Annotated in this window: 18 protein-coding genes; 11 read left to right on the top strand and 7 right to left on the bottom strand. The window is 54.2% G+C overall.

Annotated features, from left to right (window positions below):
- Window positions 1-39: 39 nt before the first annotated feature.
- The 3 genes from K239x_RS03370 to K239x_RS03360 all read left to right on the top strand — a co-directional run bounded on the left by K239x_RS03370 (window position 40) and on the right by K239x_RS03360 (window position 6,361).
- Window positions 40-4,152, top strand: coding sequence for a cadherin-like domain-containing protein (locus K239x_RS03370; RefSeq protein ID WP_145416249.1), 4,113 nt, complete (start codon window positions 40-42; stop codon window positions 4,150-4,152).
- Window positions 4,153-4,250: 98 nt separating this feature from the next.
- On the top strand, window positions 4,251-4,679 hold the full coding sequence (locus K239x_RS03365) for a hypothetical protein (RefSeq protein ID WP_145416248.1): 429 nt from the start codon (window positions 4,251-4,253) through the stop codon (window positions 4,677-4,679).
- 182 nt (window positions 4,680-4,861) lie between these two features.
- Window positions 4,862-6,361 carry a suppressor of fused domain protein gene (locus K239x_RS03360; RefSeq protein ID WP_145416247.1) on the top strand — a complete coding sequence of 500 codons (1,500 nt, stop codon included), beginning with the start codon at window positions 4,862-4,864 and terminating at the stop codon, window positions 6,359-6,361.
- 105 nt (window positions 6,362-6,466) lie between these two features.
- Here the strand turns inward: K239x_RS03360 and pyk are convergent, their stop codons facing one another.
- Complete coding sequence (gene pyk / locus K239x_RS03355) at window positions 6,467-7,897, bottom strand: pyruvate kinase (protein WP_145416246.1); 1,431 nt, start codon at window positions 7,895-7,897, stop codon at window positions 6,467-6,469.
- A 238-nt stretch (window positions 7,898-8,135) separates the two neighbouring features.
- Between pyk and K239x_RS03350 the strand changes: the two genes are divergently transcribed.
- Both K239x_RS03350 and xylA read left to right on the top strand, forming a co-directional pair.
- On the top strand, window positions 8,136-8,963 hold the full coding sequence (locus tag K239x_RS03350; protein ID WP_419189622.1) for an SDR family NAD(P)-dependent oxidoreductase: 828 nt from the start codon (window positions 8,136-8,138) through the stop codon (window positions 8,961-8,963).
- 184 nt (window positions 8,964-9,147) lie between these two features.
- Window positions 9,148-10,467 (top strand): xylose isomerase, encoded by a 1,320-nt coding sequence (gene xylA / locus K239x_RS03345; protein ID WP_145416244.1) that lies wholly within the window; start codon window positions 9,148-9,150, stop codon window positions 10,465-10,467.
- 109 nt (window positions 10,468-10,576) lie between these two features.
- Here xylA and K239x_RS03340 read toward each other — a convergent pair whose 3' ends face one another.
- Entirely contained in the window at window positions 10,577-11,554 is a 978-nt protein-coding gene (locus K239x_RS03340) for an ROK family protein (RefSeq protein ID WP_145416243.1), read from the bottom strand.
- 268 nt (window positions 11,555-11,822) lie between these two features.
- On the opposite strand from K239x_RS03340, the gene K239x_RS03335 reads away from it, so the two are divergent.
- The 5 genes from K239x_RS03335 to K239x_RS03315 all read left to right on the top strand — a co-directional run bounded on the left by K239x_RS03335 (window position 11,823) and on the right by K239x_RS03315 (window position 17,939).
- The gene (locus tag K239x_RS03335; RefSeq protein WP_145416242.1) at window positions 11,823-12,374 is read left to right on the top strand and encodes an RNA polymerase sigma factor; all 552 of its coding nucleotides are present in this window, start codon (window positions 11,823-11,825) and stop codon (window positions 12,372-12,374) included.
- Window positions 12,371-12,928 (top strand): hypothetical protein, encoded by a 558-nt coding sequence (locus K239x_RS03330; protein WP_145416241.1) that lies wholly within the window; start codon window positions 12,371-12,373, stop codon window positions 12,926-12,928. Before K239x_RS03335 ends, K239x_RS03330 begins: the two co-directional genes overlap by 4 nt.
- The gene (locus K239x_RS03325) at window positions 12,921-13,691 is read left to right on the top strand and encodes a hypothetical protein (protein ID WP_145416240.1); all 771 of its coding nucleotides are present in this window, start codon (window positions 12,921-12,923) and stop codon (window positions 13,689-13,691) included. Before K239x_RS03330 ends, K239x_RS03325 begins: the two co-directional genes overlap by 8 nt.
- 108 nt (window positions 13,692-13,799) lie before the next feature.
- Window positions 13,800-16,589, top strand: a complete 2,790-nt coding sequence (locus tag K239x_RS03320) for a DUF1549 and DUF1553 domain-containing protein (protein WP_419189621.1) — start codon at window positions 13,800-13,802, stop codon at window positions 16,587-16,589.
- A 45-nt stretch (window positions 16,590-16,634) separates the two neighbouring features.
- Window positions 16,635-17,939 carry a DUF1501 domain-containing protein gene (locus K239x_RS03315; RefSeq protein WP_145416239.1) on the top strand — a complete coding sequence of 435 codons (1,305 nt, stop codon included), beginning with the start codon at window positions 16,635-16,637 and terminating at the stop codon, window positions 17,937-17,939.
- Window positions 17,940-18,348: 409 nt separating this feature from the next.
- On the opposite strand, the gene K239x_RS03310 is transcribed toward K239x_RS03315, so the two are convergent.
- From K239x_RS03310 to K239x_RS03295, 4 genes are all read right to left on the bottom strand, one after another.
- Window positions 18,349-19,041 carry a hypothetical protein gene (locus K239x_RS03310; RefSeq protein ID WP_145416238.1) on the bottom strand — a complete coding sequence of 231 codons (693 nt, stop codon included), beginning with the start codon at window positions 19,039-19,041 and terminating at the stop codon, window positions 18,349-18,351.
- 415 nt (window positions 19,042-19,456) lie between these two features.
- On the bottom strand, window positions 19,457-22,099 hold the full coding sequence (gene glnD, locus K239x_RS03305; protein WP_145416237.1) for a [protein-PII] uridylyltransferase: 2,643 nt from the start codon (window positions 22,097-22,099) through the stop codon (window positions 19,457-19,459).
- A 24-nt stretch (window positions 22,100-22,123) separates the two neighbouring features.
- Window positions 22,124-22,462 carry a P-II family nitrogen regulator gene (locus tag K239x_RS03300; protein WP_145416236.1) on the bottom strand — a complete coding sequence of 113 codons (339 nt, stop codon included), beginning with the start codon at window positions 22,460-22,462 and terminating at the stop codon, window positions 22,124-22,126.
- A gap of 422 nt (window positions 22,463-22,884) precedes the next feature.
- Window positions 22,885-23,487 carry a cob(I)yrinic acid a,c-diamide adenosyltransferase gene (locus K239x_RS03295; protein ID WP_145416235.1) on the bottom strand — a complete coding sequence of 201 codons (603 nt, stop codon included), beginning with the start codon at window positions 23,485-23,487 and terminating at the stop codon, window positions 22,885-22,887.
- A 69-nt stretch (window positions 23,488-23,556) separates the two neighbouring features.
- Between K239x_RS03295 and K239x_RS03290 the strand changes: the two genes are divergently transcribed.
- On the top strand, window positions 23,557-23,997 hold the full coding sequence (locus tag K239x_RS03290; protein WP_145416234.1) for a bis(5'-nucleosyl)-tetraphosphatase: 441 nt from the start codon (window positions 23,557-23,559) through the stop codon (window positions 23,995-23,997).
- A gap of 21 nt (window positions 23,998-24,018) precedes the next feature.
- On the opposite strand, the gene K239x_RS03285 is transcribed toward K239x_RS03290, so the two are convergent.
- Window positions 24,019-25,701: a transglutaminase domain-containing protein gene (locus K239x_RS03285; protein ID WP_145416233.1), complete on the bottom strand. Its 1,683-nt coding sequence runs from the start codon at window positions 25,699-25,701 to the stop codon at window positions 24,019-24,021.
- Window positions 25,702-25,787 lie beyond the last annotated feature (86 nt).

Here is a 25,787-nt window from a genome sequence, read left to right as displayed (position 1 = left end):
CATCTACCCGTTCAACCTCTTCATCTACCGAGACACGAGATGAAAAATTTGCGCCATAAGCTTCTTCCTACCCAGTGGTTTGGATCTCCCAAGCGGCGGCAACGGCCTCAGCCAAAGTCATCGAATCAGCGTCGGCTGCGAAGTGAAACGCTCGAAAAACGCGAACTACTAGCCGGTGACCTTCTGGCCAGCGATTTTCGGGCTGACGTCAATCCTCATCACAACGGATTAGCCGCAGTCGATGCCAATGTCGACGGTTGGGTGACACCAAGCGACATTTTGGTCGTCCTCAATGCGCTAGCCGAAAAGACTGACCTCGGTGGTGCAGCGTTGGGTGAAGAGGCTGCGAACATCGAATTCAAAGTTGACATCAATAACGATGACGTGCTGACACCTGCGGATGCGTTGATGGTCATCAATGACCTCAACGAAAACGGTCCGCACGCGATGAACCCGGTCGTCGAATTTGTTTTGACCGCGCGTGACCTGCAAGACAACTTGCTTCCCGAAGACGCAAACGGAAACATCAGCGTCGACGTCAACGAGATCTTCCAATTGGAAATCGGCTACAACGACTTGCGTGGTCTGAGTGCCACAGGTGTGTTCACCCAGTTTTTGAATCTGCAAACCGGTGTCGACGATAACCTTAACGGGATTGATGAATCAACCGATGGCGATGGCATTGTCAGCGCTGCCGATGGCGAAGACGAAGATGGCGGCATCCTGACTCCTGCGATGACAGAGTTTCAGGAACTGGCATTTGACCGTGCGTTGGACGACAGCTCGGTCACGGGCGATTACGTATTTAGCATCGAAGGTCAGTCGACGACGTACACGGTTTCGCGTGCTGACATGGCCAGTGGCATCACCGGTCCCGTTATCGAAGCGCTCGAAGCGTTTGGGTATGACCAGTCGGACTTTGAGGTCAAGTTTGTTCAACCAACAAGCGATACAGCACCGTTCCGATTCCAGATTCGGTACACGGACTTTCTTGATCCCGCGTTCCGAAACGTCAACCTTCCTAACATCACAGTCGCTGCGAATCTGAGTGTCGCTTCCGATGTGACCACTTTCACTGCATCGCCAGTCAACAGTGATGGCTCGATCAATGGGGCTGCGGTTCCATTCAACATCGATTTCTCCAACCGATTCTTTAACGGCCAAGATGTTTACGGTTTCAATGCCGAGGGCGACTTCAGCGATGAAGACGGATACATCGCAGTTGGAGCGACACAATTGGGCGCTGCATTGAGCGTGCCAGATAAAATTGGTCGCCCGCTGCCAACGAACGAACCGATGGAATCGTTCAGCTTGCCGGTTTTCTTGAATACGTCGGTGACTGCAGCGGATCCACTGAACGTGGGAATCGAAATCCCAAACCGAAATACTGAAAAAGACGAGTACCTGCTTGTCTTTAGCGAGCCAGGACGCCTGGACGAATCGCTTGTGGTTTTGGGCGAAGATGCGTCGGTTTCGATTATCACCAACGCAACGACGGCGAACACAGCACCGACCGTAGCCGCCGCGCTAACGCGAACGGCAACGGAGAGTGATGGCCAAATCACCTTGGATCTTCTGGCCGGCGCGAATGATGTTGACAACGATCCGTTGACAATCATCAATGCCGTTGTCGATTCGGGCGACCCCAAGAGTACAGCTACTCCTCCAGGTACCGCGATCAGTGGCAACAACCTAGTAATCAATCCATCTGCGTACGCTTCGTTAGGCAGTGGCGACATGGAAGTCATTGTCTACTCGTTCCAAGTTTCTGATGGACGCGGTGGCACTGTCAATCAAACAGCCACTGTCACCATCAACGGCGAAGACGACGCTAACAATGCACCGACAGCGACGCCAATTTCCGTCACTTTCACTGAAGACGACAGTGCAGCTAGCATCGTTGACTTGATCCCAAGTACGAACGTTAATGATCCCGACGGCGATACGCTGACGGTTAGCAACGTCACACTCACATCGACCAGCACGGCGGTTGCTGGCGTAACGATCGACGAAGCGAACACGCGGTTGAACGTTAACCCACAAGCAAACGGGGAACTCAACGACGGCGAAAGTAGAACCTCCACTTTCAGCTACACGATTTCCGATGGAAATGGCGGCTCCGTTTCCAACACGGTGACCGTCACGGTCACTGGAATCACCGATGGGACAACCAATACCGTCCCCGTCTTGGCAACCAGCCCGATCGTTGCATCGTTCAGCGAGGATGATGCCAATGACACGGTCAACTTGCTGGCAGGGGCGACCGACGCGGATGGTGATACGCTAAGTGTTGCGGGTTACACCGTGACCAGCGGCGATGCGACAGGCGTCGTGCTTGCTGGAAGCAATCTGGCCATCACGCCAAGTGCCTACAACTCTTTGGCCGCTGGAACCACCGCTCCTGTCGTTGCTACTTACACGGTGACTGACGGCAATGGCGGAAACGTCAGCCAAACTGTCACAGTAACGTTCAATGGTGTCAACGACGCACCGACGGTCGCTGGGCCTTTGACTCAGACACGCAACGAATCCGACGCGACTTCGTTTGATCTGCTTGGTGGCGCCACCGACCCGGATACGGGTGACGTTCTGAGCGTGACCGGAGCAACTGTCTCCGGAACAGCCCTGGGCGTGACAGTTAGCGGGAGCACGCTGAACTTCGATACCGCTGCCAACGCGGCGTTGAACACGGGCGACACCGCGACAGCAATGGTGACTTATCAAATCATCGACGGGAACGGCGGAAGCGTCAGCCAGACTGCCACGATTACAATCAATGGCGAAGGCACGACCACGACCAACAACGCTCCAACAGTGAGCGGAGCGCTTAGTGATTCCTTCCTGGAAACAGCCGGCGCGCAAACCGTCAACCTTCTCGAAGGTGCCACGGATGCTGACGGAGACACACTGACAGTATCGGGACTGACAATCACCGGTGACACATCCAACGCGACTACCAACAACGGCAATACCCTATCGATCAACCCAGCGGCTTATGCGTCGCTGAACGACGGCGAATTTGTCGACATCTCATACGCCTATACCATCAGTGATGGCAACGGTGGATCGGTCGGCCAGACTGCCACAGTGAGAATCAATGGTGTAACGCAAACCGTCAACTCGGCTCCCACCGTCGACGGAAATGTCTCTGCAACGTTCAACGAAGATCAAGCTAGCGGGACGGTTAACCTGCTTTCGGGTGCAACCGATGCTGACGGGGACACGTTGACCGTTGAGAACCTGACACTTGCCAACGGCAGTGCCGCAGGAATCACAGTCAGTGGCAACACTCTGAACGTCAATCCAGATGCTTACGGCGACGGATTGGACGCGGGTGACACTGCGACGATCACTTACACTTACACGATCAGTGATGGCAACGGCGGTAGCGTCGCTCAGACTGCGGTCATCACGATCACCGGAGCCGACGATGGCGACGGAACAGGAAAGACCGTGAAAGGTCGCATCGCGGTTGGAAGCGGAGGCAACAGTGCAGTCGCCAATCGATTGGCTGGAATCCCTGTGACATTGTCATCGATTTCATCGGGCATCTCCAAGACGGCCCTGACGAACCTGCAGGGAGATTACACGATCAATGACGTGCCTCCTGGCGAGTACACGATCTCGTACGATCTTCCCAGCAGCGTAAGAGTCAGTGGTTCGACGACCAGCTCACTTTCGGTTTCCGCGACCGATGACGTGACGAATGTGCCTTCATCCGATCTTGGCAGCGTCATTTTGCAAGGTGCGATTTCATCGTTCGACATCCTGGCCAGCCACTATGCTCCGGGTGAACAGACAACGATTCCTGCTGAATCGGTTGCTGTGGGATCGGTCCAATTGGATTCTTCCGGTAACCAAGTCTTGTTCACCGGCAGCTCCGGCATGGACGGAATTCAGTTCGCTGAAATCGCGTTGAGTGCGAACCGTGACTCAGCGTTACTCACCGTTCTGGAAGACGACGGCGACGTTTTGTCGGTTCGACTTTCAAGTGACCAATTCCATGTCACCGCAGACGGATCAGCTGTTCGGTTCTTTGGTGACAAATCAGAACTGGAAGTAATCAGTCAGAGTGCTGCCGATAGCCTGTCACAGGAATTCGCTAACTACCGTGACGCAATCGACCAGATCCTTAGCCAAAGTGCTTCTTAGGCTCCCGACTTGCAGACATTGACTTGCCCTGGCAAGTTGTCGATGTCAACAGTTCACTCAAATCACCCGGTTGGCTGCAGAGCCAACCGGGTTCTTTTATGAAACATCGCCCCGATCCATCCGCGTCACACGTCATCCGCTTGCGTCGGCCTTGGAAAAAGCAACTTGCCAGCTCCAGCGACTCTGTGCGAATCGATGTTCCCGAGCCGACTATCGAGCAGGTCAACCAATCTGACAGCTGCGAAGCTGCCACTTACGAACGCAGATTCAATCGCCCGCGTTCGTTGCAAGTAAGTGACATCGTCCGAGTCGACGTCCAAGCATGGCAGGGGCAACTGATTTCGGTTCGCATCAACGACACGGAACTCGTTTGCAGCGATCCACCGGCGACCTGGGACGTCACTTCTCACTTGAATGATCACAACCTCATTCAAATCAAGATCGAACCGGCTTCCCATCTGCCGCCTCAATTGATCGGCCCTGTCAATCTGGTCATCGTTTCGGAGATCGGTCCGACCGATCCTTGAGTTCCGATCCTGACGCGCAAATCGATTGCTCCGGCAATGCGCCCGGCGGGCCACGAATCTGCAGCAGTCACTTCTCAATCCAACCTGATTGTGGCGTTGGCAACTAAACTAAAAGGCTGGCAGGATGCTTCCAGGATTTCTTTCGTGTTGCCCGCTCCTTCTCTTCTTTGGCTCCAATCGGCATGCCGCGCCAGTGGTACATCAAATCAACGAGCGGCTCCCGAGGCCCTTTCACATCGAAAACGCTCTACCGCCTGGCGCGTGATGGAAAGCTAACGCCTAACACGGGAATTAGCTCCGACGGACAGCATTGGTTCAAAGCCAAGAAAGTCCCCGAGTTGAACTTTGACATCGCGACGCGATCAGAACGCGATGAATCTACTGACAGCAAGCGTTCGAGTAGCAAACGCCCCAGGAACAACCGGTGGTTCATTCAAACCAAAAACGGTGTCCTCGGTCCAGTCAGTGTCAATCGACTCAACCGAATGGCACGCGATGGTCGGATCCAGCCTTGTGTGGCCGTCAGCAAAGACAAGGTCCGCTGGATCAAAGCCAAACGAGTACGCGGGGTCAACTTCCCGCCACCGACCGCTGTCGTGCAGCTGCCCGTGCGACTGCCCGTGCTCCAAGAGCTACCGATCGCAGGGCAACTTCCACGCCTGAGTGACTTACAACCGCGACGCTGCGACGTCATCTCGATTGAGCTGCCGGTCGTCGCCGACGTCCCATGGGCAGGCCCTTTGCCAACGCTAAGCGATCTGCCACTTCGCCGCAACGAAGTGACAAAGGTCGTCTTGACGGTGATACAGGAGCTTCCTGTCGCGGGGCAACTGCCCAGTTTAGGTGACCTGCCATGGCGACGTTGTGATGTGGTTTCGCGACGACTGCCGGTCCTTGCGGAACTTCCGATCGCCGGCCCGCTGCCCCGTCTCAGTGATTTACCGCCACGCCGCAGCGAAGTGACGGCCGTCGCATTGCCAATCATTCACGACCTGCCAATCGCGGGAGCGGTTCCGACATTCCAACAGATAGAATCGTTACGCGTGCCCGAAGTCGAAAGTCCTGATCCAGGCTTTGCTCAAATGCGTCGCGCCGCTTTGGTCCAACACTTAGGCGAACTCTGGCAAGTCGCTGGTGCCAACCAACCGGCCGGCAACATGGTCGACGTGTGCATCCATCCTGGAAGTGCCGAACGGCCATTTACCACACTGATCACCAACGGCATGAGCGACATTCCGATGGACGTTCCCGACGGCGGTTGGTCCCCACGTGCTGAACTGATCATGTACGCTCGCGAAGCCAACCCGGCCTACATTCGTTTGCTTCAGGGGCTTGCCCAAATCCCACGACAGGAGCAACGAGGATTCTGGTACGGAGCGACGATGGCTAACGGCGATCCAGCCAAAGCCATCTTTGCGAATTCGGCGTTGGACAGTTTCGTGTTTATGATTCCAGCCGTCGCGTCCGATTTTCAAATCAGTCAAAGCCTTTCCATCAGCGACCAGCCGCTCCAGTTGCTGTGGGTCCTGCCAATTTCGAGCGCCGAACGAGATCTAATCGACACGGACGGCATGAAGCGATTCTGTGAACTGCTGCATCAAAACCATCACCAACCGCTGATGGTTCCGCATCGAACGTGCTACGTCAGTCCGTCCAATGCAATCAGCGACCATGCCGGCTAAGCGGGGCGTTGCTGGATGGAGACGCAGGATCTTGCAGTGAATTCCGAGCCCTGCAAGAAATATCGATCCTTTCGACAACTGCTATCGGGCTCTCTTTGCATTCGGTTACTGGACCGTGTGGACCAGCAGAAGATTGTGCGCCTGCTTAACCACTCCAGTTCCGGTCACAAAGACAACCTGGTCGCCCGGGTTAAGCTGTGCATTTGCGTGACCCCATCGACAGATCTCATCGATAAATTCCTGCGTGTCCGCCATCTGAGTTGCTTGAATAGGTTTGATTCCCCAAAGCAAATTCATGCGTCGCAGAGTCTCCGGCGACTCGCTCACACCTAACGTCGGAACAAGGCTTCGACTCTTGCTTTTCACCCACGCTGTGCTGCCACTCCGCGTCGCAATCACAATCAACTTTGCTCCGATTGATTCAGCAATATTGGTTGCCGCATGCGTCACCGCGGTCGTGATCGGATGAACTCGATCCGTCACGCTTCGATCCCCAATGCTGTGACGCAGCTCTTTTTCGGTACAGAGCATTATGCGGTTCATCATCGCGACAGCTTTCGCAGGATGGTCACCCACCGCTGTTTCGCCGCTCAGCATGCACGCATCGGTCCCATCCAGAATCGCATTGGCAACATCACTCGCCTCCGCCCGCGTCGGTCGCGAACTGTGATGCATCGACTCCAACATTTGAGTCGCGACAATGACAGGTTTGTTTTTTCGACGGCAAACGCGGATGATTCGTTTTTGCGCAACCGGTGTTTCAGCCACGTCAATTTCGACACCCAAATCACCTCTCGCCACCATCACGCCATCGGTCGCATCGACGATTGCATCAAGCTGTTCCAAGGCTTCCGGTTTTTCAATTTTGGCGATCACCAGAGCGCTGGACTGATGTTTGGCCAACAAAGCTCTGAGCTGCAAAATGTCATCCGCACTTCGCACGAACGACAAACTGATTAAATCGATTCCTTGTTCGGCAGCCCAGATGGCGTTGTCGATATCACGCGGCAGCATCGCCGAAACAGAAAGTTTGACGCCGGGCAAGTTAATTCCCTGGCGGCTACGGATTTCGCCGCTGGCAACGACACGACAAACCGCTCGATCCTCGGTCACTGTTGCGGCAACCAACGACACCGTGCCATCGGCCAGCATGATGCGATCGTCGACCTCAAGCTCGTCGATTAGTTTTGCGTAAGTGCTGGTGATCTCGTAAGGATCTTTGGGCTGGTCGCCGCGGATGAAAGTCAGTTTTGCTCCCATTCCACAAGCCAGCGGTTCCTGCAACAGCTGACCCATCCGAAGTTTCGGCCCCGCCAAATCAAGCAGTACTGCGACATGAAACCCCGTCTGGTTCGACGCTTCGCGAATATTGCCCAACACCGTAGCGTGCTGTTGGCGAGAACCATGAGCCGTATTGATGCGAAAAATATCGACTCCGGCATCGATCAACGCCACCAACTTTTCGACCGTATCGGAAGCTGGGCCGACGGTAGCTACAATTTTGGTTCGCGCTTCGTCAAGCGATGGGCGTGACATAGAACACTTCTTTGCTAAGAGTATTGGGAGCAAACGGGTAAGCGGGCGACATTCTAGCGAAGTTCGTGTAACTTGCCTGTAGATGATTGATCGGCTTGATGACGGACTCCCCTGCCCTTCAGATTCTGCGGCGCGGAACTTCCCTCCCCCGCGATTCGCCTGCACGGCAACTTTTTTTGCACCGTTCTGTTGCCTGTCATTTACTGCCCCGCTTCGACCGCTCGTTGGTACTCACTCTATGTCAGATGATGCTACTCCTGTTGCGTTGATCACTGGCGGTTCAGCTGGACTTGGCTTTGTGATTGCCGAGACTTTTCTCGGCAAAGGCTATCGGGTGATAATCGTCGGACGCAATCAAGAACGACTCGACGACGCTACCAATCGGCTAGCTGAACGATCAAATTCATCGCAAGCCATTGCATCAATTCGCGCCGACGTCACGTCATCAGCCGACACGAATCGAATGGTCAATGCCGTCCAGTCACGATTCGGACGGTTAGACGTGCTGGTCAATTGCGTTGGCAAAAGCGATCGAGGCTTCACTGAGCAATTGGATGTCGCCAAGCTCGAGGAGTTGATCCTAAATAATGTTACCACTGCCCTGCTCTGCTCTCAGTCGGCGATCCCACTGCTGGAGAAAACGGGCGGCGCAATCGTCAACATCGGTTCGCTTGCATCCAAAGTCGGAGCACGTTACATCGGTGGCTATTCCACGGCCAAGCACGCGTTGGCAGGCCTGACTCAGCAAATGCGTTTGGAACTTGGGCCCAAAGGAATCCACGTCGGACTGGTTAGCCCAGGTCCCATCCAGCGAACTGACGCCGGCGAGCGTTATCAAAAAAACCTCAGCGAAGATTTGCCCGAACAAGCCCGTCAGCCGGGTGGCGGCACCAAAGTAAAAGGAATCGCCCCCCAGCGGGTCGCAAACGCCGTGCTGAGTTGTGCTCAGAAACGAAAACCCGACATAATCCTGCCTGGTCACATGCGAATTCTAATCGCGTTGGGACATGCTTTTCCCCGCTTGGGCGACTGGCTACTGCTAAAGTTCACATCCAGTAAGCAGTGATTTCAGCCGAGATTGACATGACGCCCCTCTGGTTTGACAACGGCAGAGGCATCGCTGCGGCGGTAGTCGGCCTGGGAATCGAATGCGTTCATTTTAGCAGCGTGTTGGCGGGTTGATTGTCTCTGTCCGGGGCGGGATATTAGCACGGTTCTAACCATCCGTTTTTTGCAAAGTTGTTTCCCGCATGAGTGCTTTTCCCGACATTTCGACCATCCAGTACGAAGGCCCGCAGAGCGATAATCCACTCGCATTTCGCTGGTACAACCCAGACGAAATCGTCGAAGGCAAGTCGATGAAGGAGCACTTGCGGTTTTCGATCGTCTATTGGCACACGTTCCGTGGGACGGGCGCTGACCCGTTTGGACCTGGCACCGCCGTTCGTCCCTGGGATGACGGCAGCGACAGCGTCGAAAATGCTCAGAATCGTGCTCGAGTGGCGTTTGAACTTTTCGAGAAACTGCAAGCTCCGTACTACGCATTTCACGATCGTGACGTTGCTCCCGAAGGCGACTCGCTTGCCGAAAGCAACAAGATCTTTGACGCAGTCGCTGACGTGTTAGAAGAAGAACAAAAGCGATCGGGCGTGAAGCTGTTGTGGGGCACCGCAAACATGTTCTCCAATCCACGCTTTATGCATGGAGCCGCAACCTCCTGCAACGCAGACGTGTTCGCTTTCGGTGCAGCCCAAGTCAAGAAAGCGATGGAAGTCACCCACCGATTGGGCGGCGAAAACTATGTGTTCTGGGGCGGTCGCGAAGGCTATCAGAATCTTTACAACACCGACATGAAACGTGAACTGGATCACCTCGGTGCGTTCTTCCACATGGCCGTCGATTACGCCAAGGAGATTGGTTTCACTGGCCAGTTCTTGATCGAACCCAAGCCAAAAGAACCCACCAAACACCAGTACGATAGCGACGCTGCGGCGTGCATGAATTTCCTGCGTTCGTACAACTTGGAGGATCACTTCAAGCTGAATCTGGAAACCAATCACGCGACCCTGGCGGGTCACACGATGATGCACGAACTGGATTACGCCGGCATGCAAGGCGCTCTAGGCAGCATCGATGCCAACACAGGCGACATGTTGCTGGGCTGGGACACCGATCAATTCGGCACCGACTATTATTTGACCACCCAAACGATGTACTACATCCTTAAACATGGTGGTTTGGGCAGTGGCGGCGTGAACTTCGACGCCAAAGTCCGACGCGAATCCTTCGAACCGATCGATTTGTTTTACGCTCACATCGGCAGCATGGATGCCTACGCAAAAGGCTTGAAAGTTGCCGCAGCAATGCGAGCCGACAACGCGTTGGACAATTTCATCAACGCTCGCTACAGCAGCTGGGACGAAGGCATCGGAGCGAAGATCGAAGCCGGCGAAGTCAAGTTTGCCGACCTCGAGAAATACATGCTCGACAAAGGCGATTCGACTGCCAACGTTTCAGGTCGCCAAGAACTGATCGAAAGCGTCGTCAACAAGTATCTCGACCGCGTTTAAGCCAAAGAACTCAGCACAGCGCTGATTCCATCGATGAGCCGGACCCTAGTTACTGGGGTCCCGCTCATGGCGGTTCTACTCGAGCCTATGCAAACCCGCGGGACCAGATTTAAGACAGCTTCCGCTTGGCCCAAGCTGCGGCGCCCATGACTCCTGCGTCGTCGCCAAGTTTTGCTGCAACGACCTCGAATCGGTCTTTGTAGACCGGCATCACATTTGCGCGAGCTGTTTTGCGAACCGTGCTAATGATCAGGTCTTCCATCGCTTCGATTAGCCCGCCGCCCAAAACAATGGTGTCGGGTGCTAGAAGGTGGACGACATTCGCTACCGCGTAACCGATCGTCGTTGCAGCCTCTTCGACCAAACGCTTCACGGCTTTGTCACCGTTCTCCACCGACGCAGCCAGAGCGCCACTTTTTATCTCGGCCAAATCGGTGCCGCTGTTTTTCAACAAATACGGAGCGTTACCGCGATGCGCTGCCTTGGCCGCTTCGGCAGCGATGGTCAGACGACTCGCTTCGGCTTCCAACGAACCAGGAAAAGCCGATCCACTGGATTTGTTTCCACCGCTAATTCGCGTGTGTCCAATTTCCATGCAGCTGATGCCCGCGCCTTGCAGGATGTTTCCTTCGTACACGCACCCACCGCCGACGCCGGTACCGGGAAAGATACCAACCGCGCACCGCGAATCTTTGGCGGCACCAAATTTGTACTCACCAAAAACACCGGCATCGACGTCATTGAGCACCTCGATGGAACAATCAAAACGGTCCTTGAGCACATCCGCGACCTCCACGTCTTTCCAACCCAAATTGGGGGTCGACAAAAGGCACCCTTTTTCCAAATCGATCGGGCCGGGACATCCAATTCCAATGCCGGCAATTTGATCTTTTTTCAGATCGGATTCTTCTAGCAGACGCTCGATCGTCGACGCGATTCGGTCGATACCTTCGTCAGCCCCTTCCCTGCCTCGAGTCTTTCGACGCCGCCGTCCGATGACGTTCCATTTTTCGTCGTAAGCGATTGTCAGCATTTTGGTTCCGCCAAGGTCGAAACCAATCCACACGTTTTTCTTGTCTGTGGTCATAAAACAGGGGTCAGAGAGATGAATGGTGGCCCGGCAGCGGATATCGTGATCCGGGACCTGCCGTTGGCCACCGCGTAGTCGGCAGCCAGATGCAGCATTCTCCCGTATTTACGCAATGAAGCTACCTCGCGGCCAGATGAAAGCAGCCTCGAACCGGTTGGCACCACCAACCAAGCTGAGAGGAACGCGAAGCGAGCCAATCATGACATTCTTTTGCCCCCAGTGAAATAATCGCGTCCCTTGGCGCATCTTAACGTTAACTGCCCTCATGGCCTCAAAATCTCCGCCTGCACCCGACGACGACACCGCCCGCCAGTGGCGGACGGTCTATGACGAGTGCTGCAACGGTTTACGAGTCTTTTTGCGGGGACGTTTGGGCCAGGAGGCCGACGTGGAAGACTGCTTGCAGGCGGTCTACATCAAATTGATGAAGCAGGATTCAAGTGTGCCGCTGGGTGCTCGAAAAGCTTGGTTGTTTCGAGTAGCGGCCAATGAAGCCGCGTTGTATTGGCGTCGAAAATCAGCCGCCGATCGCGTCTTGGAGAATCAAGCCACCGACGGGAATCCGATCATGACAAATTCATTGGCAAGTGATGACTCACTGGAACGCCTGATCACGGTCGAAACAGCCCAACAAGTTCGCGACATCCTGAACAAACTTCCTGAATCAACCCAACAGATCGTACTGCTACGAATCGAAGATGACCTGACATTTCAAGAGATTGCAAATCGACTGAACATCCCTTTGGGCACCGCGCTGACAAGAATGCGTCGAGCGCTGGAAAAAATCAAAAACGAAATCGAAGACTCCGAATCATGAATCCCGATCCAAATGCCCTAACCGATCTTCCCGACAGCGAGCAATGCATGCTGTATCTGGCGGGTGATTTGTCGGAAGCCAGCTCCAGCGATTTTGAGCAACGACTGTTGCGCTCGCCCGAATTAGCGGCTGAGTTGTCAAACCAGTCGGAACTACTTTGCCTGACAGCGATGAACCTCGCAGCGGATCAGTCAGGCAACGCTGTTTCAGTAGCTTCGGTCACTCTCCCTGCTACGGTCGCGTCACACCAACCCTGGATTATCGCCCTGCTTACGTTAGCAGCCAGCTTGTTGATCGTGGCATCCTTCTGGCTACTTCCCGATCGCAGCACCTCTCAACCGATGGTGCAAGAGACAAGCGTTGCCGAATCGTTGCTACACGAAGAGGAATTGTTCGCTGCCGCCTGGGCGACCACGGATGCGGAGATTCTGTTTTTAGATATCGACGACGACAACGACGATGACACAGATGTTTTTTCAGGAAGAACGCTCGACGATTCGTCTTTATCTTGGATTTCGGTCGCGATTGAATCAGAGGCCTCGCTTGATGGTTAATCCCCAGACAACTGGCAGCACTTTTCTGTTTGCGATCGCGTTGCTGACATCGATCACCGTACTACCGTCGATCGCATTTTCCGCCGACACGGCCGTCAATGTACGACTGATCGCGGATAGCCAAACCGCCAGTGCGCAAACAGCCAAATCGCAATCCGCCAGTGCAGAAAACGCCAGCACGAAGTCTGCCAAAACGAAACCGAGCGACCGGACCAACAGGTTAGACCCGCAGTTGGAACAGCGAGCCAATGAATTGGTCCAAAGCCACCTACCGACATTGAGCAAACTGCTTCAGCGATTGAAGTCCGACAATCCTCGTCAGTACGAACTGGCAATTCGGGACTTGGCTAAGTCGGTTCGTCGGTTGGATTTGGCTAAGAAACGCGATCAAGTTCTTTACGACATCGAACTGGAACTTTTGAAGGCTCAGTCGAGTGTCAAAATTCACACTGCAAAGCTAAAAGTGCGCGATAATCAGGCGGATCGCACCGCGCTGCGAGCATCGGCCAAACGTTTGCTCAAAGCCGAAGTCAGTCGCGCTGAGTACAACGTCAACCTGATGACTGAGCGCGCCAAACGTGCCAAACAACAGCTCGCCGCTGCCCATGGCCGATTGGATTCGTTGCAAAAAAACAGCGATTCGCAGTTGGACAGAAAGTACACGTTGCTGCTCCGAAGTGCTGGACGCAAAGCTGACGCGAGCGAAGAGAAAGCTGCACGATCCAACTCAAAACGGCGAAAGACAACTCCGCCGAAAGACTAGCCCCGCGAAAACAGTTCAGTTTTTCGCCAGTTAGTTTGCACATCACAATCCAGTGTCCACCCAAAACGCTTGGTCTTTTGCCTTATGACTCGAATCATTGCCCTTGCCATGCCACAGAAAATTGCTTTGACGATCGGAGTCGCCTGGGCACTTGCCCTGCTTTCGCCAGCACAGGCGGATCCCAAAAACGTCAACCTACAGCGATCGTCAAAACCGGTCAAAGTTGCACCGCTGAGCGAGCGTTTTGCCAATGCGGATTCGGACGCTGTTCCCGATTTTCAGAAACACGTCATCCCGTTGCTGGGCCGACTGGGATGCAATGGGCGTGCTTGCCACGGATCGTTCCAAGGCCGCGGCGACTTTCAACTTTCGCTCTTTGGCTACGACTTTAGCGGCGACCACAAAGCAATGCTGGACGAGGCGACCGGCCGAGTTGATGTGGACGACGTCGACGAGAGTCTGATTTTGGCAAAGCCAAGTGATGCGGATCTTCACGAAGGCGGCAAACGTTTTGACAAGGGAACGTGGCAGCATCATGTTTTGCGGCGCTGGGTTCAAAGCGGTGCGAAGCTGAATCGAACCAAGCCCCTGAAACTGGACCGACTTGAAATCATCCCCAATGAATTGCTTTTCAAATCTGCCGACGATCTGGTCCAGCTAAAAGCCGTCGCGCATTGGCAGGACGGAACTTACGAAGACGTCACTGACCTCTGTCGCTTCAGCTCCAACGATGAATCGATCGCCGTTGTTGACGAAGACGGACGCGTCAAATCGGGAGTTCAGGGCGACACCCACTTGGTCGTGTTCTACGACAACGCTGTCGTGCCGATTCCCGTCTTGCGTCCCATTGGCCCTGAACTGCAGGCAACCATTGCGACCAAACCGATCGATCAGCTGATCGAGCAAAAGCTTAACAAACTGGGCATCCAAACGTCCGACATCTGCACCGACGCTGAATTCATCCGACGCGTGTCATTGGATGTCACCGGGATTCTGCCAACGGGCGATCGTGTCCGCGAGTTTCTGGCAGACAAGTCACCTGACAAACGCCAAGTGTTGACTGCAGAACTACTCCAAGCCCCCGGCTATGCAGCTTGGTGGGCGACTCGGTTTTCCGATTGGACGGGCAACAGCGAAGAACAACTCAATAATGCCCTGCCGTTTCGCGGCGCAGGCACGCGAATTTGGCACGAGTGGCTGCGAGTTCGCCTACAAGACAATGTGCCCTACGATGATATCATCGAAGGCATCGTTGCAGCGAACAATCGCGAAGAAGGCGAGAGCTATCTGGATTACTGCAAGCAAATGACAGAAGCTTGCACTCCGGGCAACGAAGAAGTTTTTGCACGCCGTGAAGGCATGCCGTTGTTTTGGGCACGACGAAATTTTGCTAAGCCAGAAGAGCGTGCAATCGGATTTGCCTACACCTTTCTGGGTGTACGCATCGAGTGTGCACAATGCCATAAGCACCCATTTGATCAATGGTCCAAAGACGACTTTGATCAATTCGCTAAACTGTTCGCCCCGATGCGATACAACCAAAACGCCGTCGCGGCAGACGCAAAAGGCGACCGAGCGAAGTTGCTAAAAGACATTACTGACGGCAAAAAGCTGAACAACGGCGAACTGCGCAGAAAACTGTACGACGCCGCCCGCAAAGGAAAGCTGGTTCCCTTTGGCGAACTATTGGTCAACACAGGAGCGAGCGACCGAATCAGAAAACAACGCGCCGCTGCCAAGAAAAAGGGCCGCAAGATCCCTGCGTTGAAAATCCCCCAAGGAACCATTCTTGGGGGCGAGCCACTGGAGCTCTCCGAAGATCCACGACCGGCTTTGATGCAATGGCTCCGCGACGAAGACAACCCCTACTTTGCTAAGGCCATCGTCAATCGCGTTTGGAGCAACTATTTCGGCATTGGAATCGTTGACCCTACGGACGACATGAACCTTGCCAATCCACCGAGCAACGCTCCGTTGCTGGATCATTTGGCAAATGAGTTCATTGCGAACAACTTTGACCTGAAATGGTTGCATCAGGAAATCATTTCCAGCGATGCTTACCAACGAAGTGCGGATACGAACGAGACGAACCAAATGGATCGGATCAACTTCTCGCACCATATCCCGCGACGCCTGCCCGCCGAAGTCGTTCACGACAGTGTCATATTGGCCACTGGTTCGGATCAAAAATCCGACAAGCTACGGGAGATCGTCGATACGATGGCGATTGCGGATGGAAAAGCAAAGCAACGCAACAGCCAGGATTATGCATTGGGCGTTTTCGGGCAGTCGATTCGCGAATCAAATTGCGACTGCGACCGCAGCGATTCACCTAGTTTGCTGCAAACCATTTACTTGCGAAACGATCGCGACATTCACCAACGCATTGCAGACAAAGACGGGTGGGTTGCTCAAGCCTGCAAGGCACTTGGTGTCCCCGGTCCCCAAGGCAAGACCGACCCACGCGAACTTGCAAAGAAACGTTCAGCTGAGGCGATGCGTAAGCAAATTGTGAACCGCATCATGCAGTTCAACAGAACGCCAGCGGACCGCCAAAAACGCAATCGCCCGAGCATCAAGAAGCAGTACACCAAGGCATCCGCCCGATTCAAGAACTTCGGATACGCGATGCCATCATTCACTGATTTGTTGAACGACCCCAAGGCTTGGCTCGACGAAGATCTGGCTGCCGCTGTACCGGAACAAGGTCAATCGGAAACCAAGACACTCCAGAACTTGGTCGACGATGTCTACCTACGCACCCTCAGTCGGTTCCCGGAGCAGGACGAGATCAAAGTTGCCGTTGGCTTTATCGAAGATTCCAAAAACACTGCCAGCGGTATCGAAAGCCTGGTTTGGGCATTGGTCAACACAAAAGAATTCATCATCACGCACTGATCCGTACAAACACTTTCACGTCACATCCCAACCGAGTTGATCCCTATGAAATTTCATCGTACTTGTGACGGCGTTCGGCGCCGCGACATGCTGAAGGCTGGAGCTTTGACCCTGGGCGGTTTGACCCTGACCAATTTCAATCGTCTAGCTGCTGCCGGACAAGTTCAACCGGGGCGTGCCAAACGAGCAATCTTCATCGAACTTAACGGCGGTCCATCTCATATGGACACGTTCGATTTAAAACCTGACGCGCCGGACGAGGTACGTGGTTCGTTCAAACCAATCAACACAAATGTTCCCGGCATTCAGATTTCAGAACACTTGCCCAACTTGGCGCAGTGCATGGACAAGTTCGCGATCCTTCGCGGAGTAAGCCACACACTGGCCGCCCACCGCCTGGGCCGCGAATACGTCAATACGGGCAGCAAACCGATCCCCGCGCTTGAGTATCCCAGCTACGGTGCCGTCATGGCCAAAGAACGGCCGGCGGACCCAAACATTCCTTCTCAAGTTGCCGTGCCACGTGCGGGACATGGAGCGGGTTTTCTGGGGATCCGGCATGCCGCGTTAGAAACCAATGCCGCGCCACAATTTGGCAAGCCATTCAGCGTTCGCGGCATCTCGCTGGCCGGCGGCATCGGAGTCGACGAAGTGAAACGCCGCCAGAGCCTATTGCAAAAGCTAGATCGTCGCTTCAGCAAGCTGGAACAAAACGACCAACTCCTCGAAGGCCTGGACCAATTCGGCGAACAAGCGTATTCGATGATCACATCGCCGCGTGCACGCGAAGCGTTTGATATCAGCAAAGAACCCGAAAGCTTTGCAAAGCAATTTGGCGAGGAATCGTTTGGACAAAGCTGTCTGTTGGCTTTGCGTTTGGTCGAATCAGGCGTCAACTTGGTTAGCCTTCAACTGGGCGGCTGGGATACTCACCAGGACAACTGGACGAAACTGAAGGAAAACAACCTGCCAAAACTGGATGCCGGACTGAGCGGCTTGCTAGTCGGCTTGGAACAACGTGGCTTGCTGGAATCGACAGCGGTGTTCGTCACCGGAGAATTTGGCCGCACACCGAAAATCAATACTCGCAGCGCTGAAGGCGGACGCGATCACTATCCCCGCTGCATGTTTATGCTGATGGCGGGCGGTGGAGTCACCGGCGGGCAAGTCATCGGCGAGAGCGACGACACGGCTGCCGGACCTCGTCACGAAGGCATCTCCCCCGACGATGTCGCCGCTAGCTTCTACTACAACCTTGGCATCGATCCCGGCTTGGAGTACGACACCAGCACGGGTCGACCGATTACCTTAGTCCGCGACGGCAAAGTCATCGAACAGCTTTTTGCTTGACGCGCAATACGCCGGCTTCGAAACCGAAACAGCCGCCAAAGCATTGCTGCTCTGGCGGCTGTTTTTTTGGATTGGAAAGGTCTACGCGAACGCGTGTTTCTTCGCGTCGCGATAAAAGAAGGGCCATGGTGAAGCCCTCCCTGCCTCACCATGGTCCATCAATGCTGGAACGATGGCACCGATCGTTCCACCCTCCTAATCCACGGTATGACTAATATCGGCAACCTCAGTCGTTTTCCTGTAGCACTTTCATGCGGCACTGGAAAAATATTCTTGACGTTCTCGAAATTGCCATCGCGGATTTGGCGCGATGATGGCCGGAAGGCATGTCGGTTGGCAAGGCGTTTTTGCAAGCATCACCGACGGGTATCGGCACCCGAAGGGCTCATCCTTGCCGCAAGGACGTCACTTAAAACGCCCATCCGTTCGCATCGCAACTGCCTGAATCACACGAGGCTGTTGGTGCTTCTACATAGCTGGGAACGTCGCAGCTGACTTGTGTGTCACAAGGAGCCTGGCTGGGAGGTGGAACCCAACCTTCCGTTGCACATCCCTCCGTTGCACATCCTTCTTCTTGGCCACAACGTTTTTTGCCGAACAGTGGTTTGCGACATTCATTTTGATAGCCATCCCAAACGTTGCTGTTGCACGCATTCGATCGCCAGTACTGACGAAGTGTTGATCCAGGCAGGTTTGGCATGTTGTGCGGAGTGCAAAAACCACTCTCGCAGTTGCCTGATCGGCAACTTCCATTGAGACACCCGCCACCAGTACTCGCACAACCTGAATCACAGGGCTGCTGGAATGATGCTGGGGCCGGGCCCGCGTGATTGAACTGCTGGGCGTGCATCGGCTGGGACTGACCAGCCGGCATCGAAATCGCGGGCTGATGCGAAACAGTCGCTTGAGCGCTGGCTGGTGCTGGCGTTGTGGCGGTCGCTGCGGCTTGACTGTTGTCTGCCACTCGGTAAGAAGGCGACGAAGCCGCAGGTTGGTTGTAGCTCAACTCGCTCAGCAAAGCGCTGAAATCATCTTTGGCAGATACCAGGCTGGCCGACATAACGATTGCGCAAAGTGCGCCGGTGGTCGCGAATTTTCGCATGACTATACATCCATGAATGAGAGACAAGGGAAGAGACTGTGTTGTCTCCTACACCTTCGCGACCGTGTAAATTTCCGCTCACAAAGCCTGGTGGGAACACAAAATGCGCCCAACAATCCATTGCACTGAGCGTGAAAGACACAATCAACGATTGAATTCCTTTACGTGCTTGATCAAGAATCGACCAACGCATCCCCCCTGCCCTATCGACGATGCAGCTTTCGCAAAAACTTCCAAGTCCGCACGTGCAAAGTTCCGGTTGCAAACATTCTGCGGTTGCGTCGCGACATCCGCTATCGCTTGGACGCCCGAGTGATCCTTACGATCGTCACGAACCTGCCCCACACCGGGGCTAGGCATCCGTCGTTGACGCCATAAGCGATGTAACGCGATGCCAATGAAACGACCGCCGGGATCAATCTTCTTCGTTCTCGTCGACGACCTGAATCAACTTGTCACGCACGGCCTCCTGCCGCGACACATCGTCGATCAGGCTGCCGTCTTCTTCAGTGACGTAGAAAACGTCGGCGATCTGATCAAGGTGCGTATCGATCTTGGCAAAATGCAACACGATTCTTAAATCAGCCAGCGCTACCGCGATCCGGTGCAAAAGACCGACTTGATCGTAGGCAAATAGCGAAAGGATGGTAAATCGATCCACGGTCGCGTTGTCAAAAACCACATTCGTTGGCAACACGTGCACGGTCTTGGAGCTTTCCTTAGCGGACGTTCGCCAAGTCTTTCGGTAGGGCGGCAACGGAGCGTCTGGCGAATCAAGAATTTTGCAAACCCGATCACACACTTGCTTGATCCTGAACTCAGGTGCTTCTTCGGCATAGTCAGGATCGACCACCCAGAAACAATCCCAGACCAGATTCTCGCCAACCGTTTCGACATCTGCTCTCAGGATCGCCAATCCACAGGTTGCCAGTGCACCGGTCACACGGGCAAATGTTCCGATTCGCTGATCCTCGCGGTAAACGACTCGATAGCACATCGCAGAAATTTCGCTGTCATATTCTCCCGAGCACAGCGACTGCTTGCCATCTTGAAAAGCTTTTCCGACATCAACCAAACGGCTGGCGACCTGCGAAAGATCTCCTTGCCGCATCAGTGACCCAGGAAACTGTTCCAAAATCTGCATCGCGTTTTCATTGGCACCCTCGCGGCGCATAATTTTGCCGACGTCTTCGCGAATCTGACTGAGTCGCTCATCGTTTTCGCCTGGCAACTGCCCTTTTTCAAAATACCGTCTGGTTTGCAGGTACAACTTTTCAATCAGGTTCAGCTTCCAATCGTTAATGACGTCAGGTCCTACGGCCGTCAAATCGGCAACCGCATGAACCACCAACAGTTCCAAACGACGGATCGATCCGACTTCTTTTGCAAACGACAAAATGATTTCGGGGTCGTCCAGGTTGTGTCGAAACGCGATCGTATTGACCAACAAGTGCTGACGTATCAGCCACTCCAAAAACTCACTCGACGCCGAATCTAACTCCAGACGCTTGGCCACATCCACCGCGATACGCGCACCGACGATGCAGTGATCCTCTTCGTAACCTTTGCCGATATCGTGAATTAGAAGCGCAAGATGAAGAAGTGTTTTGTCACGTATGCGTCGGTAGCGGCGGCCCATGGACGTCTGCGACTCTTCCAATTCCGCGGCTGCCTCGACGGACCGGATGCAATGAGCATCGACAGTGTATTTGTGGTACGCATTGAACTGCAGCAGACCACGGGTCCGCTTGAATTCAGGGATCAGCTGTTCAATGATTCGCAGTTCATGCAGACGCCGCAAAACATCGCCCAGTCGACCGGGATGGCTTATCAAGGACATGAATGCGCCGACCGTTTCAGCGCCGGGCATTTGCGGTTCACGCTCTTGCATCGATTTTCGGATCGCCTGCCAGGTGCGGTGCCCAATCCGCTTTCGCTTTAGATTGGCCATGCTCATCAGTCGCATGATCCGAGGCAGATCCTTGGAAAATTCGTCGAGTGAATTTCTCTGCACCCAGATATGCGATGGCCCAATTCGAATACCATCACCGGCGCTACGTGACCAGATTCTTTCGAGTGCTTGCTGAACCAACGGTTGGCTCCGACTGTCGTCTCTGAAAAACGCAGCCGCATAACGCACATTGCGTGTATTGTCGAAATAGTCTTGCATCAAGACTTCCACTGGCAGCATGCCGGCGTCAGCCGTGTAACCCCATGCTTCGGCAATTTCCAATTGCGTCGGACGATCCAAAACATCCTGCGCACGACCTTCGCGAAAATGCAGTTCGTGCCTGAGCCGCAACATGAAGGCGTAAGCTTTTCGCAGTAACCGATAGTCTTCCTCGGGGAGTGCACCAAGTTTCAGCAAGCGTTCTAAATCGACTTCTCCGTACCGTGCAAAACCGATCCACCGCACCAGTTGAATATCGCGCAATGCACCACGCGATCGCTTGACATTGGGACTTAGCAAAAAATTCGTCTCGCCCCACTTACGACGCTCTTCGCGGCGAGCAGCGACAACGTCTCGGATCAGTTTATTGCTGCGCCGCAGCGCTCCTTGCCGGAGCGAATGAAAGAATTTGCTGTATAGCTGTAGACTGCCCGCCAACAACCGCGACTCCGTCAGCGACGAAAAGATCACGGCGTCTTCCCAGGCCATGCCGGTCGCTTCATCGGCCGTTCGCAAAGAAAAACCGACCTGCAATCCAGCATCCACTAGATCGCGCGTCAGTGTACCGGCAATTTTTCCTGCCAACGCTGACGATGATGGCGTAACCAACATCATCAAATCCGCATCAGAATACGGCGCGATGTCACGGCGACCAAAACCGCCGTGTGCAACTAAGGCGATACCTTTGGGTTCCGATTCGACTTGATGTTCTTTGCACGCGTGTGCCCACACGCTGAGCACAATGTCGTCGTACAAATCCGCCAGCCGCGTCGCGACTTGGAAACCTGCACTGCCGCTGTTGTGCTGCTGCTTGGCTTTCTCGCGACCGACCTGCAGACGCTCTCGCGACTCAAGTACGATCTCGCGCAGCGATGCATTATTGGACATAGAAAGAAAGCCGGCTAGTTAGAACTAAAGGGCTTCTTCGCCGTGCTCGCCGGTTCGGATCCGAATCGAATCTTCCAGATTCGTGACGAAGATTTTTCCATCGCCGATCTGGCCCGTCTGAGCAGTCTGCAAAATGGTATCGATGACCGTTTGCAGATTCTCATTCGTGCATACGACTTCGATTTTGACTTTGGGGACAAAGTCGATCGCATATTCGGTTCCGCGATAGATTTCGGTATGTCCCTTCTGGCGTCCAAAACCTCGGACCTCCGTGACGGTCATCCCTTGAATCCCGCGATCAGTGAGCGCGTTTTTGACATCTTCCAGCTTGAAATGGCGCACGACGGCTTCGACTTTTTTCACGATCCCTATCCTCAAACGTTGTGTGTGCTCGGTTTCTTGCGTGGATTCGATTCAACGCATCCAGTGCCAAGAGGACGTTGCAAAAAAGCAAACACGCACTCTTAGGCAGAGACGTCATTGTACACGCGCCGTCCGCCCTATCTAGCGGCCTATCTCTCAGATGACGAAGCCGATCAAGCCGCTAATACGTAACAAAGGACGTACTTCCGGCACGAAGCAATTGCTTCGTGCTAGTAGACAGGCATTCAAACAATCATCGGATCCATTGGAATCAACGCAGCTTGACGTCGCTAGGCCGACAATGCATGCGTCAAAGCGCCCATCGGCTGGATGCGTGCCTGGTCATTTGCCCGGGCAGCGATGGAATCGCCTCAGCTGGATCGAGCCGTTTTATTTGGCCGAAATCTTGGTCAACCAAACGATTAATTGCCGGGACTGGGACGCTGCCATTGAACTTCAGCGATACCACTTTGATGATTGACCGCCCGACTGAGGACGAACAGATAGTCGCTTAGCCGATTGAGGTAAATGATCAGCGACTCCGATATTGCGGCCGCCTTGGTCGTATCGGTTTGGGCCGAATCAGATTGCGAATCGCCGCATTGTTGCCCCAGCGTCACGACACGACGTTCTGCACGACGGCAGATCGCACGCGCGAGATGCAGGTGCGATGCAGCGACCGTTCCACCCGGCAGAATAAAATGCTTCAGCGGTTCCAAGGTCGCTTCGTGCTGGTCAATCCAGTCTTCTAGCTGTCCGATATGGCGGTCGCCGATCACGCGTAAATCAAACTCGTCGGGCGCAGGTGTTGCCAACTCTGCTCCGATGGAAAAAAGTGCATGCTGAATTTGATCCAGCTCATGATCAATGGGTTCGCCGACGCCCTTGCTGCGCGCCATGCCTATCGCGGCGTTCAATTCATCAACGGTGCCGTAGGATTCGATCCGGCAATCATCTTTGCCAACCCTTGGGCCGCCAAACAATCCGGTACTGCCCGTATCGCCGGTGCGCGTGTAAATTTTCATAAAACCCTACCATCGTAAAAATGCTGGTCGTCCAGACGACGTGATCCAACCATTTCCTGAGTAATCAGCGTGAAGAAAAAACCGCAGGGCAAAGTCAAAGCCGCAGGCATCGTGCTATTCACGGGCGAACCGAAAAAGCAATTCCTGCTGATGCGGCATGCCAAACGTTGGGACTTGCCAAAAGGCCATTGTGAACCGAACGAGACCTATTTGGAAACCGCCCTCCGAGAGACCGAAGAAGAGACGGGAATTGCAACAGGTCAGATTTCGATCGACGAGCAGTTTGTATTTACGACCAAATACCCGGTGACCTACCGTCGCTGGGGCGATGAGGTTTTCATGAAGAAAGTGAAGTACTTCCTGGGGTACATCAGCAAACCACCGAAACTGAATCTAACCGAACACGAGTCGGCTAAATGGTTCGACTGGCAGCCGCCGCACAGTATCCAAACCCAAACCATCGATCCGTTACTTCAAGCCGTCGCCGACCACTTCGAATCGCTGAAGTAGCAGGCCAAAGACATCGGTTCCCTAGTAGACCGCTGATTTGATTTCGATTTGGATTCGGCTCATCATCGCCAACACCGCAGCGACGGCATTGAAAGGGTTCCCGTCGTTCAGGTTGGTCGTCACGAAAGTGATTCGATCCGCGGCCGCTTGCTGGCCTGTCATTGCATCTAGCGAAATCCATTTTTCGCCATCGACGTGTGCGAGCGTCCAAACGTGGTAGGCCATCGCTTCTTGATCGGGAACATACTTGATTCCCATCGCCAAGCGTGAGGGTATCCCTTTGGCTCGTAGCAAAGCAGCCAACACCAAAGCATGCTCGGTGCTGCCACCCGTCGTCTTTTGCACCACGGTGGAGGCTCGGACAAAGCCTTCGGATGTCGGTCGTGGATTGAGCAAGTCTTTGGCGGTGCGCGCCAGCGTCAACGCAATTTCTTCTTGGCTAAGATCCCCCCGGATCGCAGCGGTCGCAATTCGGCGGACATCCCCGTGATTGGAATCGATGAAGGCGTTGGGCTTTAAATCCCCGTCGCTCGGCTGCAGCTTTGTAGCCGAAAAACCTTGCCGCACAGCGTCGGCACTCTGGTTGACCAAAATCCGAACGCTTCCGTCCTCCATCATCCGAATAAACTGCCCCGGAGTTGTAGGTACCGAAACCGTCTTGCCCGCCTGAACCAAATCCTCCGTTGGCAAAACCACATAGGCAACTTGCTTGGTTTCGCTTTGCCGATCGATGCTACCCGACACATTGACGATGGTTGCGTCAAACAAATCCTGCTCTTCGATCGCGTCCTTCAACGCAGCCTGGCGGCCCATCCGATAGGCCACCATGCCGACTCCGCTACGGAGTTTTTTGCGAATCAAACCTTCATCGTCCGTCCACAAAACCTGTTCCGAAACAACCTTGCCATCCACCTTTTCGACACTGACAATCTCCAGCAACGACTGATAGCTGCCGTCGATCATTGACGTGGCAGATTGCCCCGTGCAGAAAAGTTCGACTATCCCGAGTTGATACCGATGCGGCAACAACATCTTCAATGCCCGCTTGTCACCTTTAGCCATGGGTGTGCGGCGAAGCGATTGTTCGATCGCATCCAGACCTCTTTGATTTGACTCCCAAACGATGCGGTCCGTTTTTCGATTCGTTCCACGAACCGATTCAACGTTCAACTGACCGTTGGCCACGGTGCCCGCAATGCGACTGACAAGAGGACCGACTTTAATCGCGCTTTCAAAATTCTGCAGCGAGCCGTTTCGCGTCTCCACGGAACTTTGCGACAAGTGCTGTACCGAAATCGATTGGCCACGTCGAAAACGCAGTTGTTCCTGAAACTCATAGACAATATTTGCCTCGGAACGATCAGCCCCGTCTTCGACCAAACGCTTTGCACTGGTGTGCGAATAGCCAACATGCTGGTTGTTCAAATAATATCCATACCAAGACTCCCAATCCCCGGCGAAGCCGACCGAGGGAGCTTCGATTAGTTTGGCCGCGGCGTCGGCCTGGATTTTTGCTCGGTTCAATTCCTTGGGCGGAATTAGTGGCGGTCGATCGGGAATGTAATCGCAACCGACGATCCACAAGGCAACGAATACGACCAGGCCTCTAGCGGCACTGGAAAAACTCCACGCAGAATACTGCGTGTTTAGAGGCGGCAGGCTCAGTGGCGTTGGGCTCTTCACGCTGGTATCCGAAAGTGGCAAGTTCAATATCCCCTTGATCAGCCATCACCCAAGTGCACCGTAGATCGGGCGCGCAGAAAGCCTTGGAAAACACAGCTGTGTTGCGA

Origin of the sequence: Stieleria marina (assembly GCA_007741555.1) — a bacterium.
GTDB lineage: Bacteria > Planctomycetota > Planctomycetia > Pirellulales > Pirellulaceae > K23-9.
This window is presented reverse-complemented; position numbering and strand designations above follow the sequence as displayed.

What these genes read in the sequence shown, in the direction of transcription:
- K239x_RS03370 (WP_145416249.1), top strand. Translation starts at nt 40, where the DNA reads ATGAAAAATTTGCGCCATAAGCTTCTTCCTACCCAGTGGTTTGGATCT.
- K239x_RS03365 (WP_145416248.1), top strand. Translation starts at nt 4,251, where the DNA reads ATGAAACATCGCCCCGATCCATCCGCGTCACACGTCATCCGCTTGCGT.
- K239x_RS03360 (WP_145416247.1), top strand. Translation starts at nt 4,862, where the DNA reads ATGCCGCGCCAGTGGTACATCAAATCAACGAGCGGCTCCCGAGGCCCT.
- pyk (WP_145416246.1), bottom strand. Translation starts at nt 7,897, where the DNA reads ATGTCACGCCCATCGCTTGACGAAGCGCGAACCAAAATTGTAGCTACC.
- K239x_RS03350 (WP_419189622.1), top strand. Translation starts at nt 8,136, where the DNA reads ATGTCAGATGATGCTACTCCTGTTGCGTTGATCACTGGCGGTTCAGCT.
- xylA (WP_145416244.1), top strand. Translation starts at nt 9,148, where the DNA reads ATGAGTGCTTTTCCCGACATTTCGACCATCCAGTACGAAGGCCCGCAG.
- K239x_RS03340 (WP_145416243.1), bottom strand. Translation starts at nt 11,554, where the DNA reads ATGACCACAGACAAGAAAAACGTGTGGATTGGTTTCGACCTTGGCGGA.
- K239x_RS03335 (WP_145416242.1), top strand. Translation starts at nt 11,823, where the DNA reads ATGGCCTCAAAATCTCCGCCTGCACCCGACGACGACACCGCCCGCCAG.
- K239x_RS03330 (WP_145416241.1), top strand. Translation starts at nt 12,371, where the DNA reads ATGAATCCCGATCCAAATGCCCTAACCGATCTTCCCGACAGCGAGCAA.
- K239x_RS03325 (WP_145416240.1), top strand. Translation starts at nt 12,921, where the DNA reads ATGGTTAATCCCCAGACAACTGGCAGCACTTTTCTGTTTGCGATCGCG.
- K239x_RS03320 (WP_419189621.1), top strand. Translation starts at nt 13,800, where the DNA reads ATGCCACAGAAAATTGCTTTGACGATCGGAGTCGCCTGGGCACTTGCC.
- K239x_RS03315 (WP_145416239.1), top strand. Translation starts at nt 16,635, where the DNA reads ATGAAATTTCATCGTACTTGTGACGGCGTTCGGCGCCGCGACATGCTG.
- K239x_RS03310 (WP_145416238.1), bottom strand. Translation starts at nt 19,041, where the DNA reads ATGCGAAAATTCGCGACCACCGGCGCACTTTGCGCAATCGTTATGTCG.
- glnD (WP_145416237.1), bottom strand. Translation starts at nt 22,099, where the DNA reads ATGTCCAATAATGCATCGCTGCGCGAGATCGTACTTGAGTCGCGAGAG.
- K239x_RS03295 (WP_145416235.1), bottom strand. Translation starts at nt 23,487, where the DNA reads ATGAAAATTTACACGCGCACCGGCGATACGGGCAGTACCGGATTGTTT.